At 69.0% G+C, this 15,852-nt stretch carries 11 protein-coding genes; 4 read left to right on the forward strand and 7 right to left on the reverse strand.

What is annotated here, in order from left to right; all coding sequences use genetic code 11:
- Nucleotides 1-821: 821 nt before the first annotated feature.
- Nucleotides 822-1,580, reverse strand: coding sequence for a hypothetical protein (locus WME75_RS32995; protein WP_437479196.1), 759 nt, complete (start codon nucleotides 1,578-1,580; stop codon nucleotides 822-824).
- Between the two features lie 971 nt (nucleotides 1,581-2,551).
- On the opposite strand from WME75_RS32995, the gene WME75_RS33000 reads away from it, so the two are divergent.
- Nucleotides 2,552-3,133 (forward strand): hypothetical protein, encoded by a 582-nt coding sequence (locus WME75_RS33000; RefSeq protein WP_437479198.1) that lies wholly within the window; start codon nucleotides 2,552-2,554, stop codon nucleotides 3,131-3,133.
- Between the two features lie 305 nt (nucleotides 3,134-3,438).
- Nucleotides 3,439-3,927 (forward strand): IS66 family insertion sequence element accessory protein TnpA, encoded by a 489-nt coding sequence (gene tnpA, locus WME75_RS33005; RefSeq protein WP_437479200.1) that lies wholly within the window; start codon nucleotides 3,439-3,441, stop codon nucleotides 3,925-3,927.
- A 241-nt stretch (nucleotides 3,928-4,168) separates the two neighbouring features.
- Here tnpA and WME75_RS33010 read toward each other — a convergent pair whose 3' ends face one another.
- The 3 genes from WME75_RS33010 to WME75_RS33020 are packed head-to-tail and all read right to left on the reverse strand — an operon-like array spanning nucleotide 4,169 to nucleotide 8,410.
- A complete protein-coding gene (locus WME75_RS33010; RefSeq protein WP_437479202.1) occupies nucleotides 4,169-5,710 on the reverse strand; it encodes a hypothetical protein in 1,542 nt (513 codons plus the stop codon).
- Between the two features lie 38 nt (nucleotides 5,711-5,748).
- The gene (locus WME75_RS33015; RefSeq protein WP_437479203.1) at nucleotides 5,749-7,389 is read right to left on the reverse strand and encodes a hypothetical protein; all 1,641 of its coding nucleotides are present in this window, start codon (nucleotides 7,387-7,389) and stop codon (nucleotides 5,749-5,751) included.
- A gap of 43 nt (nucleotides 7,390-7,432) precedes the next feature.
- Entirely contained in the window at nucleotides 7,433-8,410 is a 978-nt protein-coding gene (locus WME75_RS33020) for a PEGA domain-containing protein (RefSeq protein ID WP_437479205.1), read from the reverse strand.
- Between the two features lie 353 nt (nucleotides 8,411-8,763).
- Here WME75_RS33020 and WME75_RS33025 point away from each other — a divergent pair, with 353 nt between their 5' ends.
- On the forward strand, nucleotides 8,764-9,846 hold the full coding sequence (locus WME75_RS33025) for an RNA polymerase sigma factor (RefSeq protein WP_437479207.1): 1,083 nt from the start codon (nucleotides 8,764-8,766) through the stop codon (nucleotides 9,844-9,846).
- Between the two features lie 41 nt (nucleotides 9,847-9,887).
- On the opposite strand, the gene WME75_RS33030 is transcribed toward WME75_RS33025, so the two are convergent.
- From WME75_RS33030 to WME75_RS33040, 3 genes are all read right to left on the reverse strand, one after another.
- Nucleotides 9,888-10,577, reverse strand: coding sequence for a GNAT family N-acetyltransferase (locus WME75_RS33030; protein ID WP_437479209.1), 690 nt, complete (start codon nucleotides 10,575-10,577; stop codon nucleotides 9,888-9,890).
- Between the two features lie 617 nt (nucleotides 10,578-11,194).
- Nucleotides 11,195-12,733 carry a protein kinase domain-containing protein gene (locus WME75_RS33035; protein WP_437479210.1) on the reverse strand — a complete coding sequence of 513 codons (1,539 nt, stop codon included), beginning with the start codon at nucleotides 12,731-12,733 and terminating at the stop codon, nucleotides 11,195-11,197.
- Nucleotides 12,734-13,386: 653 nt separating this feature from the next.
- Nucleotides 13,387-14,325 carry a sulfurtransferase gene (locus WME75_RS33040; protein ID WP_437479212.1) on the reverse strand — a complete coding sequence of 313 codons (939 nt, stop codon included), beginning with the start codon at nucleotides 14,323-14,325 and terminating at the stop codon, nucleotides 13,387-13,389.
- 364 nt (nucleotides 14,326-14,689) lie between these two features.
- On the opposite strand from WME75_RS33040, the gene WME75_RS33045 reads away from it, so the two are divergent.
- Nucleotides 14,690-15,613 carry a hypothetical protein gene (locus tag WME75_RS33045; protein ID WP_437479214.1) on the forward strand — a complete coding sequence of 308 codons (924 nt, stop codon included), beginning with the start codon at nucleotides 14,690-14,692 and terminating at the stop codon, nucleotides 15,611-15,613.
- Nucleotides 15,614-15,852: the final 239 nt, after the last annotated feature.

The following is a 15,852-nucleotide window of genomic DNA, read 5'->3' on the forward strand; positions in this document are numbered from 1 at the left end:
ATAGATTTCAGCAGGGGTGGATTGCTGCGCAGCCGGACGTAGGCGGGACCACCGCCGGGAGCGGGCGCGGCGGGTGACGCCAGGGTACGGGGCTCCACGAAGCTCCACGGCGGGCACCAGGCCGGCGGGGCGAACCCCGGGTCCGAGTCTGCGTGCTGGCGCAGCCCGGAGGCCGAGCGAGCGGGCGCTACACATGGGGATATGAATGACCATAGGGTTCCCGTCCTGCGGTCCACCCCTTCCGCCCTGCCGGCGACCCCCTGCCGAGCGCATGCCCTCTTGACACGGGACGGCATCTCCGCTGCCCTTGCAGAGCGGGGTAGCTATGAGGGTAGCGGGAGCGGCAGCGAGGACCAGAGAGACCGCTCTGAACGCGGTGCCCGGTCGCGCGAGCAGAAGGCTCCGCCGCAGCTGCCTGCGACGTCAGCGGAATGGTCGTCTCGTTGTCATCTACCTTGGTAAGGATAGGAGCACTGTCGCTGTTGGCAGAGCTAACGCTCGGCAGCGCCGACGCGCCTACACCGCCCAACGTATGGCCACGAGGACGAAGCGCAGGCGCAAGGTCATGATCGAGCCGGCTACGTGACGTGAGGGGTGATGTGAAGAGCGAATGAGGCATTCGCATTGCTGCCTTTTGGACGGCATGGTACGCCCAGCGCGCGATGCGTTCGGTTTCGTACTCGGCGCCGAGGTCGGGTGGCTGCAGAGATGTTGTCCTCCGCACTCGCAGTCTTGGCCGGCTCGCGTCTCCTATCGCTGGCTCGGTCCGATTCTATGAGGCGCTCTCACGAGAGCCGCAGCCCCGGAATGAGAATGGCCCGTTATATCATGCGACACTTTGTATTCACGGAGTGTACAAGCTGGTCGGCGTCGCCGATGATCTCAGCGACGGCGGTCCCCACCGCGCACTTGACCGCGTAACCTGTGCCGTGGACGGTGCCGATGCCAGGGACGACATTGAGGTTGCTGTCGCTCAGCTTCCACTCGTCGATCGTCTGGCACAGCAGCTCGATCCGGTAAACCAGGGAGTTGACCCAGATGTTGATCCCGACCAGGACCTGGCTCGCCGGGCAGATCACGTTGCCGGGTGAGCCGCCGTCGCCGCCGGCGGTCACGGTCTGGAACGCGGTGCCCAGGGTGCCGTCGCTGGCGAGCGGCGCGCAGATCAGGCCAATACGGTCAATCGAGCCGCCGCTCCGGCCGTGGACGCCGACAGCCACGTTGCCGCTCCCACAGGGGATCTGGTAAGAGATATCGCCGGCCGTGCCGCCAGCGCCGGCCGTGCCGCCAGCGCCGGCCGTGCCGCCAGCGCCGCCAGCGCCATCTGTGCCGCCGGTGCTGCCCGCTCCCGCTCCGCCCGTGCCGCCGCTGCCCTGCGCTGAACCGCCGGTTCCACCAGCCCCGGTCCCATGCTCTACGCTGCCGCTAGCGCTTGCGGTGCTGCCGGCGTCATCGCCCGCCCCTCCGGCCGGTCCATAGCTGGACCAGTCCGCGCCGATCAGCCACGCACAGCCGCCCGATCCGGAAATCGCAATCCCACCCAGGAGCACGGACACGTGCGACCACTTCAAGCCTGCCATGGCGGTCAAGCGTCGTCCTCTTGCGCCTCCGTAGTCAAGAAGGCGTCGATGCATCCGCTGTGGACGCAATGTCGCCTCAGTCGTCTCTCTGCGCTTGCACTACTGCGACCCGCCGGGCTTATTTCGAGAAGATCCAGTGCCCATCAACGGTCCGCTCTAGCTAGTGGTCCTCCCCCGCTTCCGTGGACACCCCCGGAGGCACCAGGAGGCAGGGATGGGACGGAGAAGGAGGAGGGCGTTCACGCCCGAGTTCAAGACGGAGGCGGTACGGCTGGCGAAGGCGGGCTACCGAGCGGCCTGCTCTTGACACGGGACGGTATCTGTTGCCGAACTTGAGGACCCGCAGAAATTTGGACAGCCCGAGGCCGTCTGCCCCTCGCGGGAGGCAGGCGCCGGAGTGCTCGCGTGCGTCAAGAGTCCCCTCGCGAGCTCGGCGCTACGCGCCCTTGACCCACGCTCCGCCCTCCGGAGTGTGGAGGGCACGCGAGGGGCAGACGGATGCCGCCGGCGGACGCTCAGGACTCCGGATTCTCAACCCCTCCAGATCGGGCTCGCCCAGAATTGCGCGGTTTTCGATGAGCGTTGACAACCCGCGGCGACCTCGACGCCGCCCGGCGGTCCTTCTACCGCCAGCTGCCTTTCCTCCGGTTCATCGTCGCGCACGACCTGCCGCGCGCCATCTCAGCGGCCCTGGAGCTGATGGGCACTCGGGTCGGGCCGCTGCGGGGCCCGCTGAAGCCCCTCGAGAAGGAGCGGGTCGGCTCTCGCACCGGAGCCGCGCGAAGCCCCGGCAGAGCAGCCCGCAATCGGCAGGCGCCGGGGGCAGTGATGCGCCGCGCGGCGGTTGACGTATGTCGCCCTTTCGCCATGTTCATCGTGTCAGAGCTCGATGGCGCACTCCTGGGCGCGATGAGAATCGCGGCCCTTTGGCCGAGTTCGCCGCCCTGTGAGGCTCTTATAGGGAGGGAGATATGAAAAGGATTTTATCGGCCGTGTTCTCATCCACGCTCGTCGCAGGGCTAGCGCTGATCGGCGGTTGCTCCGGCGCCGAACCCATCGAAGGCGCTGAAGCGCCGGAGGTGAGCGCGGAGACGGGGGAGAGCGGCATGAGCCTGGGGAGCGCGGACGTCACCGAAGACTCCCTGGCCGAGGCCGACGAGGATGCGCAGGGCGCGGAGGAGATCTCGAGCGAACCTGCGGCGGAGGGCGAGACCTGTACCCCGGTGAGTCACCTGGAAACGGAAGCTCTGGCCGACGAGGTCGCGTCGGCCGACAATGTTCACCGGAAGTCCGCCAAGTGCGCCTCGCCGCGCGGAAAAAGGATCAACATTTCGTGGGGTGACGGCAATATCTCCACCACCGTGTACTACAACAACCACTGCGACGAGCGGCGGAAGATCGTGCTCACATTCGTGCGGCAGAACCATTGGGGGCTGAGCGAGATCTACTACAGGTGCATCGAAGCCCCTGCCCGCAAGAAGGACAAAGAGAAGGTCGGGGCCGCCCGCCCGGTAGCTGTCACAATCATGAAAGCGAGCGATGGCGATTGCTGAGCGGGTAGGAAGCGCTAGCACCACTGTGTCACAGCCGGAGGGACTGGAGCCTGGGGACCTCGGCGTGTCGATGGTGGCAGCTGGGGCACCGGGGTAGCCAGCGGGTCAGCACGTGGGCGATGACGAGACGGCAGGTGGCGAAGGAGTCGCTAAAATGGCGCTCAGGCCGCGAGTGGGAACGGCGCGGGGAAACGCGTTCGTTCGGCCGAGGGGGAAAAGGCCGCGCGCGTTCGGGTATCCGTTCGGCGACCCGCATGCTTTCCTGGAGCGCCGGCGCTGCGTAAAACCCCGAGCCGGAGGTATCGATGGACGAGAGCACACGCACCTGGCGCGATCGAGGGGCGCGCTGGCATAAGAGCGGGCACTCAGCCCGCGTGTTCGCAGAGCAGGAGGGGGTCAGCCCAGGTACGCTCTACTCCTGGAGCCGGCGACTGGGGATGAAGCGGAGCGAGTACCGACAGCGCTCGGACGCGGCGAAGCTGCCTTCATTCCTCCCGGTAGTGGTAGCCTCCACGGAGGCGACGGCGCCCTCCTCGGGCGCACCGCTGGAGATCGTCTTGCCGGACGGCGCGGTCGTCCGCGTCCCGCCGTCGTTCGATGAGGTTACGCTAGCGCGCGTGATTCGTGCGCTCGGGGGGCGCGATGATCCCTGGCCGCGTCTCGATCTACGTTGCCACCGAGCCGCTCGACTTGCGCCGCTCGCTCGATGGTCTCGCTGCCGTCGTGCGCGAGGTGCTGCGACAGGACCCGCTCTCCGGAGCGCTGACGACGATCTCGAGGAGGCTCCACTCTAGCTATAGATGCACGACGTCGCCCGCACGCCAGCGTTACCCGCAAGCGTGGGCAGGTATCGGTGACGCCGACGCGCTCGACGAGCTCGCGCCGCAGTGCCTCAGTGCCTCGACGCCGCGCCGCGCTCGAACCCCTCGACGGCCCCGAGCTCGCCCACGGGGTCAGCGTTGCGTACACGAATCGCGCCGCTGCCCAGGGCCTCAGGCGTTGCCCGTGCTTGCCTGTCGCGCCCGCTCGCCCATCCTATTCAGGGAAACGCAGCGTCTCGACCTTGTTGCCGTCCTGCCCCGTGACCATCTCGTCAGACCAATCCCAGCTCGTGCCGCCCTTGCCCGGCGGTCCCAGCTCGTACGTGACCCCCTCGAGCTTGAGCTGGTCCTCGTCGAGGTAGGCGATGCCGATCGAGTCGCCGCCGCGCCCGGGACCGCCGTAGCCGCCGGGGCCACCGGTGCCACCATTGGCCCCCTGGCAGGACCACATGCCGTCGCCGAAGGAGCCGCCCGGCGCGCCTCGGCCGCCTTCACCGCCATCCTCGGGGGGCCCACCGTCGCCGCCTGGGCCTGCTTCGAGGCTGGTGATGAGACTATCGCGCACCGTCACCTTGGCATGAAGCGCGACGATGCCGATCGTCGGGTACCCGTTTTCGCCCCCTCGGCCGCCCCTGCCGCCGCAACCGCCAGCGCCTCCCGAGCCGCCGCCGGCGCCTCCCTTGGTGGCCACGCCGCACAGCGCGAATCCGCCTCGCTGACCGCCACCTCCGCCGCCGCCCTGGCCCGGCATGCCCCTGCCGCCGTCGCCGGCCTTGCCCCCTTCCCAGCCTGTCTCGCTGATTCGCCCGATGCCCTCGCCGATCGCGCCCACCGTTCCCAGGGCTCCAGCGCTCCCGGGGGACCCCTGATCACAGCCGAGGTTGTCCTGCTCCGCACGTCCACCGCGTCCTGTGTTCGTGGGGTCCGACGCCGGGACGGGCGAGCCGGTCTCCCCGTCTTCCGCGCCATCGGGCAGCCCGTCGCCACCTTTGCCGCTGATGCTCGGCATTCCGCCGTCGCACCGGTTCACCGCCGCCGCTCCACCAGGGACCGTGGCCGCCGAGCACGCGTGCCCGCCATACTGCCCGTCAGGCCCCGCCGACGCCTGATTCGGCCAGGGCCATTCCTCCCCGTCGCGGCCTCCCCATGCGTTGGAAGCGAAAATCTCGCTTCGGAGGATCTCCACCACGGTGCCGGACTGAATCAGCATCGAGATCGGACCATTCGACCGCATACGGATGTTGGCGATCGTCGATACGCCGTCGGCGGCACCCGTATCGCTCGAGCTCGCCGGTTCAACGATTATCAAGGGGTCGGAGTTCGTTATCACCTGAAGGGTGGACACCTTGCCACTATTGGCGCGTCCCCAATGCCAACAGTTGAAGCCCCCAAAGAGATCCACGCCGGAGGGTAGCCTCACGTTGCCGGCAAACCCGTCGCTGCAGATGAACACGCGGCCTCGTCCGCGACGCGCGAGATCGATGGCGTATTGAACGGAGAAGATAGGCTTGGCCTTCGTGCCAGGGTTGGCATCGTCGCCGCTCCCCGCAATTCCGGCAACGAACACGCCGCAGCCATCGTCGAGGATATCGGCGGCCAGGTGCTCAAGGCAGACCGACTCGGGCGGCGCCTCGTCTGGGCATGACGAGGCGGAGCACGGTGTCCCGCCATCATCTGGTACGTTCGGAGCCGTGCCGCAGCCGATGGCCCATGGCGATAGGATGATGAACAAGGCAGTGGCGGCCGTGATTCTCATAAATGTCTCCTGCCGTGAGTCGCCTGCACAAGAGCCGTTCATTGAGGCGGCGCCGGGTCGGGTGCATCGAACCGATACCAGAAGTAGGCAAATCCCGGAGCTCCCTCGCCCTCGTCATCGTCATCGTCCGGGGTCGCGTTCCCTGCGGGACCACCGCTTCCGCCGTTTCCGTGACTAACGCTCGCGTGTTGGCCAAGGGTGACCGTTGCGCCCACCGATGCAATGCCGAGCGAATGCCCACCGGAGCCGCCGCCGGCATCGCCCCCGCGACCGCCGTCGCCGCCCCAACCGCCATGACAGGCGGGCCACAGCGTGTCAAACGGATGAGACCCGCCGCGGCCACCTCCAGCGCCTCGACCTCCCCATTGCCCGGTTCCGCCAACCCCACCGTGGCCGCCGTTGCCAGTGAGCACGTCGCTGGCCTCGACCGTCAACTCGGCGCCCTCCAGCGCAATGATGCCGATGCTCGCCCCGCCATGGCGGCCGCCTTTGCCTCCCAGACCGCCGCAGCCACCGCTGCCTCCCGAGCCGCCCGACGCACCCCCTTGCGGTCGACCCGTGTGGCACGAGCCCATGTCGCCTCGCCCCTTGCTGCCACCGCCGCCGCCGCCGCCATGGCCAATGCCGCCCTTCTTCCCGTCTGCACCTCGCACGCCGACCCATCCGTCGATGCTGAGGTGACCAGGACCCACCGCGCCGGCCGCACGACCGGCGGAAGCACCGGCGGCACCGCTGCTCCCTTCGCCGCATCTCGTGATGTTCGCGCCGACGCCTCCAAGGCCGTTGCCCTCCGGATTCTCCGCGAGCCCCGGCTGTCCCGGAGCGCCATCGCCGCCGACGTCAAGCGCACCGTCGCCGCCGTATCCGCCGATGGACTCGATACCGTCGTCGCACACCGTCACGACCGGGAGGGCGCCCGTCACGAAGTCCGTTGTGCAGGCGTCCGCGCCGTGGTTCCCCTGCTCGCCTTCCGTCGCCCGTTCGGTGGACGCGTCCTCTCCCGGCTCCCCCTCCTTGCCGTCGCCTGCGACGATCATGCTGTCCCTCACGATCGCCCGCGCTCCCCGGCTCAAGATCATCGCGATCGACGACTTCCCGTCGCTGGCCGAGGCGTCCGCCGCCACGGCGCGCACGCCGAAGATCACGGACGTCGCGTCGTTCCCTGCGATGACCGCATCGCCCCCGCCGAGGACCCGCATCGGGATCCCCTCGGGCGGCACGATGACGGTCGACGCATTCGGTCCGCCGAACGACCCTTCGTACGACCAATCATCGCCGTCATCACAGCGACGGCTCCCCCAGATGTCGACTCCGGAAGGCAGGGTGACCTCCTCCACGAACGACCCATCGCACGCATACACGCGCCGGCTCGGCGCCTCGCCGTCGCCCCGGCCGCTCGCGGCGAGCCCGATCGCGTGTTGCAAGGTCCTCACCGGCGCGCTCTTCGTGCCAGGGCTCCTGTCGTCACCCGTCGACCGGCTGACGAACACCCCGCATTCGTCCAGCGCCGGCGCCGTCGCTGGGTCACCATCACAGGGAGATTTAGACAGCGAGAGGCAGACGCGTTCATCATAGCAGCTATCGTCGTAACCGCACCCGGAGAGGCCGCCCGCGCCGCCCGTGGAGAGGGTAGCCACGGTGAGCAGCAGCCCCATTCGTCGCAATTCGGGTCGAGGCATGTCCTTGCTCCCCTGATCAGCTCTCTGCTCTCTGATTACCACGTTACCACGCGCCGTAGACCACGAGGCCAACCTGTGCCGGCGTCACCGTCGGCGTCAACGCGATCCGCGTTTTCGTGGGTTCGGCCCGCAGAAAAGAGAAGTCCGTGAAGAACGAAGCCAGGGTCGCGGCGCCGACGACGCCGCTCGTCACCACCATCGCCGTGCCGAGCCCGGCGAAGAGGTCGCGCTCTCGTCGGAGGCGCGTCAGCTCGGCGCACGTCGCCGGTTTGGGCGGTTCCCGACACACCCCCGGCGAGACCCCCGCCGCGTCGAGCTCCTTGTTCCGCTCCTCGAGGTCTCCATCCGCCGTGCTCGCGCGGACCATGAACACCGCGCCGAGCGATGCTGTCGCCGCGGTCAAGCCGATGCCGGTGATGCGAAGCGTCCCCGGCCAGGATGCCCACGGGCTCGTGGCCTGCGGGCGCGCAGCGGGCAAAGCGCTCACCGCCGCCGGGGCCGCCGGCGCTTCCTTGGCGCTGCTCACCGCCAGGCGCGGCAGCTGCATGGCGATCTCGAGCTCCGAGCCCGCGTCGGCGCTGACCACGTGCAGCGCGTCTTCACTGCCAGGCGCCCGGGCCCGCACCATGTGTCGTCCGGGATCGAGGAACAGCTTGTAAGTCCGTGCGGTCCTACCGATGGCTTTGCCGTCGATGAACACCTCGGCGTCCGGCGGATCGACGGACAGCAGGACTCGGATGAGGTAAAACGCTGCCTTCGCCTGTCCGGCTTCGAATCGTATCCGGACCTCGTCGGTGAGCGCATGGCCCTGCTCAAGGCTCCAGGTCAGGTGCTCCGCCGCCTCACGGTACTTGCGGAGCGCGAGCGCGCAGAGGCCGAGCTCGCCGGCGAGCTCCGCGCGCTCTCGAATCGCGCTGGGCACCGCCTCTGCGGCGTCGAAGGCCGCCTTGTAGGCGTCATAGGCCTCGTTCCACTTCCCCAAGTTCCGCGCCTTCCGAGCACGGCGAACAAGGTCCTTCATCGCCGAATCAGCGGCTCGTGCCTGGGTCGAAGGCTGTCCCTCCGCGTCGGCTGCGCTGGCCAAGCCCGCTGAGGCGCCAAGCGAAAGAAAAATGAAGAGCAGGTGCCCGCCGCAACGCATGCAGGGACCCTACTTGCGCCTGGCGCACGACGTCAACCGAGACCCAATCGCTGGCGAACAGCGCTTTGGGTGAGAATTTTTTGGTGGATGGCGGAAAGTATCCGTTCACTCCGTGTGCAGGTCATCTTGTAGCCAGCCGGGGCCTGGTTACATTTAACCACATTATCGCACCAAAGTAGTCCCGTCCGTGCATTTTGCTGACCCCGAGGGGGCGGCTCAGACGTGCTACCGGCGTGGATAAGCCCGTGAGCCTTTCCAGCAGCTTCGAGCTCTTCCGGCGCATCGCTCGGCGTCTCGGGGTCCCTGCGCGCTACGCCGAGGACGTCGCGCAGGACGCGCTGCTTCGCGGGCTGGAAGCGGACCCGCGGATCGAGCTGAGTGGGGACTCGGCGGCCTATCGCGTCGCGATCGCTGCAAACCAGGCGCGCGACCACGTGCGCAGGGCGCGCCGTCGAGGCGAGGTCCTGACGTCGTTCGACCAGAGCGAGATGCGAGACGAGCTCCCGAACCCCGAGGAGCTGCTCCGCCGGCGGCAGCGGGCCGCGCGCACGCGCTACCTCATCGGCCGCGTGGATCCGAAGTACCGGCACCTGCTGATCCAGCACGACCTCGAGGGGATCCCGCTCGCTCAGATCGCCGCCGAGCTGGGGCTCACGACGGAGGCCGTGAAGACGCAACACCGCCGGGCCCTCGAGCGGTTGAAAGTCGAGAAGCGCCGCTGGCTCGCCGAGGAACGTGCGCGCGGACGGGATGGGGACGCGTGCGTGCCGCTGGTGTTCGGGCTGCACCGTCGCGCGTCGTGGCCGGCCACGCTGCGCCGCCTGGGCCTCCGGATCATGGCGCAGGGCGCGTTCGTCGTTTTGATCGGCACGCTCGTCTCCTGGGTCTCGCCGAGCTTTGAGCCGTGGCGGTTGCCCGCGGCGGTACGCGCTCCGGGGACGGCGCAGGTGGAGCAGGAGGGAGCCGCGTCCGCCCAGGAGGGCGGCGCGAGCTCCGTCGCGGCGCACGTCGCGCCGGCCGCGCGCGACGTCTCACCGCCGACGTCCCGGGCCGACCTGCGCACGGATGCCGCCGTCCACCAGACGCCCGCGCCGTCGATCACGACCGCTCCTCGTTCCTCCGCGCCGGGGAGCGCCGCCCGCCGCACGGTCAGCCAGCGCGAATGGAGCCTGATCCTCGACGCCCGGAGCGCGCTGGACGCGCACAACGCCCTCGCCGACCTCGAGGCGCGCCGGCTGCTCGAGGGCCACGCGCGGGAATTCCCGCGAGGCCGTCTCGCCCGCGAACGCGAAACGCTGCTCAGGCAGCTTCGCTGAATCGTCGGTTGCCCATCGACAGCAACGACTGGCGGCCGCGCCTACGGCACCGCCGTGGAGCTGGCCGAACCGGCCGAGCTCTCACCAGCGCTGAACGTACGCACCATCGTCTGCTGGTGCACCCGCGCACCCCGGTAACGCAGGCCGGGGATCTCGGGCGTCGGACCGTGCCTGGTGAAGCCCATCCGCCCGAAGAACCCGATCGCGGGCTCGTTCTGCACCACCGTTTGCAGATAACAACCGGGGACGCGATGGGCACGCAGCCGGTCGAACCAGGCCTCCATCAGCGCCCGTCCGGCGCCGCTGCCGCGGGCCTCGGGCGCGACGTTGATGTGCAGATGGGCCGGCCAGCGCGGGTCGGAGGACCCCTCGGCAGCCGTCGGGACCCGCCGCTGCCTGGCCGAGACCAGATCGACCATGCTGCGGGCGAAGAAGCGCGCCGGGCCACGCCTCATGATCAACCGGTACTCCTTGATCACCTGGGTCATTCGCTCCGTCGCGTTCGGAAACGCGCTGCTGTCCACACAACCGGTGAGATAGCCGACCGGCACGTCGTCAATGACGGCGAGGAAGACCGAGTCCGGGTCGGTTTGCAGGTACGGCTCGAGGTAGAGGGCGGCCTCCGACGCCGGATGCTGCCAGAGGGTGGCGGTGGGCGAGCCCTCGCCAGCGCGAGCGAACAGGGCCAGCAACGCCTGGTGATCGCTCGGCCGATAGCTGCGTACCTGCATGAATCGCCCCTCGCTCCGACGACCGCCGTTGACAGCGTACACGGGTCGAAGCGGTCAGGAAAGGCTCCGCAGCCGGTCACCGACGCGGCACTGCCAGAGCTCTGGATGCTGGCGCTCGCTGCAAACCGCGGAATTCCGGACAGCCCGAGCGCTGGGTGAGTCGTTCGTCACCCCCCAGGGTCACCGAGATCGTTTCGGGCGTGGTGGAGGCGACGAGCTGATCGGCTGAGGAGGCGGGAAGGTCACCGCCTCCGGGCGCTCGCGTCGCCCGGGGCAGGCAGTTGCCCCATCGGCGGCACGCGGCTTCGCCGCAGCGCGCCTGCGGGCGACGTGCACGCGGGCGGCGACCTCGGCGTCGACCGCCGTTTCCTCCGCTCGCTGCTGGGCCCAGCCACCCTTCGCCGCAGACCGCTCTTGCTCTCGCATCGCGTCGCGAATCTACGGAGACGGCGCGCACCACGCGAGGATGCGGTCTACAGGACGGATTCCATTTCGAGGGTCGCCAAGCGCTTGATCGAGGGCTAGGTGCTCGCGTGCAAGGGGGCGAGCGCGAGCACCGCGCTCAGGAACAGCGTCGTAACCAACCGCAGTGCACCAGTTATCATCGTGAGTCCATCTCAGATGCCGTCTGGGTGAAACGGCATCGTGGGCACGGGTCGCGGGGAGGATGCCGGCTTAGCAGGTGACGGCGCGGGAGACGTCGGCGACGCCTGCGAGCTTGCCGGCGGGAAGGGCGCCACTGTCAACGCTTCGGCAGCCGAGGACGCTGTGGCCGGAGCCGCAGCAGATGCCGAAGCGTTCGGTGGCGCGGAGCTTCGCGCGGGGCCGGCAGGTGCCCTCGAGCCTGGCTTCGCGATCTGGCCTCCCAGGATCGGTGGTGATCCTGCCGTAGCGGATAGCGGCACTGCAGCTTGGGGGAGCAGCTGGGAGCCGGGCAACTCGGCTCGCGGCGCCGTTTCGCTGGCGGAGGCATGGGGCGAGGCTTCCGCGCTTGGTGCAGTCGCTATCTGCATAGACGGAACGAGGGCAGGCTGCGAGCGTTCGGCTGTATGAATCGCTGGTGCGGGCGAAGACGCGATGCTGACCAGCCAACTGTGGAGACCGATCATGACTGCTCCAAGGGTGATGAGCGCAGCGGTGGTGGCCAGAATCCAGGCGTTGCGCCGATGAGCACCGGCACGTGTCGTGTCCGGCTCCGTTCGTGCCCTGGTAGCGGCCACGCCGTTCAACGAGGTGCTCGTTGGAAGAGCAATCTTCTCGAGCCGCACGGTGCCGCTCGCACCCTCCATCGGTGACAAGCTCGGCAGGGAAGCGCGGCTCCCGCGCATTACCTGGTCCAGCGCCTCAGCCATCTGCTTGGCGGACGCGAACCTGCCGGCTGGTTCGCGGCACAACGCCTTCGCGAACCAGGCGTCGATGTCCGGGGGAAGGTCGGTCCGGACCGCGCACGCCCTGGGAACCGGCGCGGTATGCACCGCGAGCGTGACGGCGGCCATGGTCTCGCCGGGAAACGGAAGGTGGCCTGTGAGGGCACGATACGCGACTGCACCGAGCGACCAGAGGTCTGTCCGGAAGTCGACGTTCTTGGTGCTCAGGAACTGCTCCGGACTCATGTAGAGCGGCGTGCCCATGATCGCGCCGGTGGCAGTCATCGTGACGTCGTCCACCCCGACCTTAGCTACGCCGAAGTCGAGCACCTTGACGAGGAGTTCGCCATCACTCTCCGTGAGAAAGATGTTGTCCGGCTTGATGTCGCGGTGGACGATGCCGAGATGGTGGGCTCGCGTCAGCGCCTTCGCGACATGGTGAACGATCACGCGAAGTTCGCTGGGATCGATCCGCCCCTGACGGGCAATGCGCGTGCGGAGGTCCTCCCCCTCGAGGAGCTCCATGACGGTGAAGGAAATCCCCTCCTTAGTAACACCATGGTCGAAGACCTGGGCGACGTTCGGGCCTTTGATCCTCGCCGCAGCCATGGCTTCGCGCCGGAACCGCTCCACGAATTGACTGTCTCGCGCGAGCGGCTCCGACACGAACTTGATCGCGACCTCGGTCTCTAGCCTGAGGTGGTGTGCCACCCACACGCTCCCCATCGCCCCCTTGCCGAGCGGCCGAACGAGTCGAAGTGTGGGCGTGACATATGTGCCGGCGTCCATGACGCTGCCTGCCATTGGTCGGGGCGTCGCGCCCTGAGCCGCGAAAACGGTCGGTGCTTGAATCCCGGGCGAGATTATGGCCGTACCAGGACACAGTCAAGTGTATGTTGCATGTCGAGCAAGGACGGTACGGCTTGGACGGCCAGACGTAATGCGGCGAGTATGCGCGCCACGGCCCCGCGTTGGCCGACGTGCGCCTCGACCGCTGCGGCCGCAGCGGCGGAGCGGGGCCGCTCCGAGCTCGCGCCCGCGCCGCTCCGTGCTCGGCCAGGCGGAGAGCGATCGACGGCGTGCAGCCTGACGTGTGCCTCGACCTGGGCGGCGCCGCTGCCCAGGACCGCGCCGGTGTCGAGCGCGCTGATGTTCAGGAAGAAGCGGCTGACCTCGCCTCGCAGGAGTGCGGGCTTGAAAGCACTCCGCGCGTTCGATGACGCAAATTGGCCGTGCATCCAATGACGCAAGGTGAATGGGAGGACTCAGGGAGATGTAGGCGCTCCGCGGACCGCGTTCCGGAGCATCCTTGTGGAAGGAAGCCGAGTGCGTAGAGTGGCCTCGCGATGGCGAGGCGACGGTCCGGCGAGGCAGGTATCGAAGTCCCGAGCACGACGACGAGGGTGCTGGAGCTGTCTGCGCCGCGCCCCACCGCCGTCGCCTCAGGTGCCCCGCGCCGGCCCGCGCTCGACGGGCAGGTGCTCGCGTCGACTCCAGTCGACGTACGAGCCGTCGTACATCCTTGTCCGGTAGCCCAGGTAGCGGGATACGAAATAGGCGAACGACGATTGCATGCCGGTGCGACAATAGACGACCACGGTGCGATCCTCGCGTGCCCCGGCCCGTTCGAACATCGCGCGCAGCTCGCCGGCGGGGCGCAGGCGACGCGCGTCGCGATCGACGAAGAAGTCGCGCCAGAAGAGGTTCTGGGCCGTCGGGATGTGACCGCGGCGCGCGACGTCCCCATTCCCTGCTTCGCCGCGGAACTCGTCTGGCGGGCGCGCGTCCACGAGCACCACGCCGGGATCGTCGAGGTGGGCAGCCACCCAGTCCGCGTCCACGACGCGCTCGGGCTCCGGCTTGCTCGTCAGCGTGCCCGGCCGAGGCTCCGCGGCCTCCGACGAGATGGGATGGCCCTCGGCCCGCCAGGCACCGAGGCTCCCGTCGAGCAGGGCGGCCCGATGGCCATGCCCGATGACGTCGAGCGCGAAGAACGCGCGGGCGGGCGCGAGGCCGTCCATCCCGCCATAGAGCACCACCTGGGAACCATCGACGACCCCGGCGCGCTCGAAGGCGGCCTTCACCTCCGCGAGCGGAGGCAGCTCGTTGGGGACGTCCCGATCGATCGCCAGGGCGTCGACCGACAGGAAGCGCGCGCCGGGGATGTGCTCCCGGTCGTACGTGCGGCGATCGCGGTCGACGTGGATCACGACGACGCTCGGATCATCCAGGTGCGCCGCGACCCAGGCCGGCGACCGGAGGAGGCTCGCTCCTGGCTGGGGCGCGCTGGCGCTGGTCTCCAGGGCCTCGGCGCGCGTCACGCAGCCGGACAGCCCGAGGGCAGCCGCGATCAGGGTGGCTCTTCGGGATGCGCTCTTCATGGCGGACCTGCGGAGAGCAACCGGCGTTCCGCGCCGGCGCGGCGCAGAGGACGAGCCCGACGCGGCGCTTGCCGCATCCGCCGTATCCGGACGAGAGCCGCCCGCGCGGACGAGCTCATCGAGCGGCTCCCTCTCGGCGATCCGACCCTGATCGGTCGCGGCGGTGTGGCGCTCTCCGGCGGCGAGCGGGCTCGCCCGGCCGAGAGAGGGGCGCCGCCGCCATCTCGCCATCCCATGAGAGCGCGCTCCGCCCTCCCCCGCTCCCGATGCTCGCCCGGGCTGCGGGAGGGGGAGAGGGAGAAGGGAACTTGGCCCGAGGGGGCGCCGCCCGGCAGCGTTACGCGGCAATGGTTGGAGCTCGCCGGTGAGCCATGGCACACGAGGGGGCGGAGGCGGCCGGGGGGCAGGCGCGCGCCCGCCGCACCCGGCGACCGTGGTGCAACGCAAGGGGCTGCCGCCGCACCCGGCGACGGTGGTGCAGCCGAAGGCGCCGCACCCCGCCACGGTGAGCCAGCAGCGGCCACCCCACGCCGCCGCGGTGGCTCAGCAGCGGCGCGCGGCGGGCGCACCGGCCGGCCGGACGGCGCCGGCGCCCGCCGTCGCTCAGCGGTGGTGGATCCTCGACGCCATGTTCGGCAGTTGCACCGATCGGTTCCGGCCAGCCCCTGCCTATGTGCCGCTGGGAAACGTGGCCATCGGTCCGTCGCTCGCCGACCTGCGGGCCATCGCTGATGCCGACGCCATGTTGCAGCGGAGCAACACCATCTCTGGAGACCAGTGCTCGGGGAACGCTGTGGCGGCGTTCGAGGTGCTCACCGGAGAAGAGGGTCCGAGCATGCGTGATGGGCGCCGGGACGACTGGGGCGGTCTCGAGCGAGCCTGGGAGCGGGGAGACGGTGTCTTCAGATTGGATATCTCGATCGGGGAGGTGATGCCCTCCTGGGGTCATGCGTTCGTGCTGCTCAAGGTCGGCGGCGCGAGCATGCTCTATCAGGCGTTCCTCGGTCACTACACCATGAGGGAGTGGATCGCCGGCGTCTTCGAAGACGACATGAAGCGCCCCGCGAGGCTCAGAGACCGATGGGACGCGGCGCTGCTCTTCGAGGAGATACGAGCCGTGCTGCAGCTGGTCGCTCGCGACTCGCTCGACGAGGCCAAGGGGACGTTCGGACCGCTCAACCGCAAATGGTTCGCGAACGAGACCGACCACGAAATGAGCCTGCGCTGGTTTCGCGACTGCTCTCAGTTTCACACGTACTGGAGCCGCGGGGTGCCGCGGATCGGGTGAGCGGCGCAGGAGAGGCCGACGAATTGGCCGCGTTGGGCCCCCGACCATCCCGCCCCGCGATGTCGTCCTCCCGCTGGAACCCGACCGCAGCGCCAGCGGCGCGCCTTCACACCGCTTCCGTCATCGCCGGGTTCGTACATCGGAGACGCCAACCTGGCAGAGGATGGATCGCTGGTGTTGCTAGTTGTACTGCGTCAGGATCCGAGGGAAGGGAGTCAAGCTCATGCGCTCATTCAGGC

It is taken from the genome of Sorangium sp. So ce1014 (assembly GCF_051521505.1).
GTDB lineage: Bacteria > Myxococcota_A > Polyangia > Polyangiales > Polyangiaceae > Sorangium.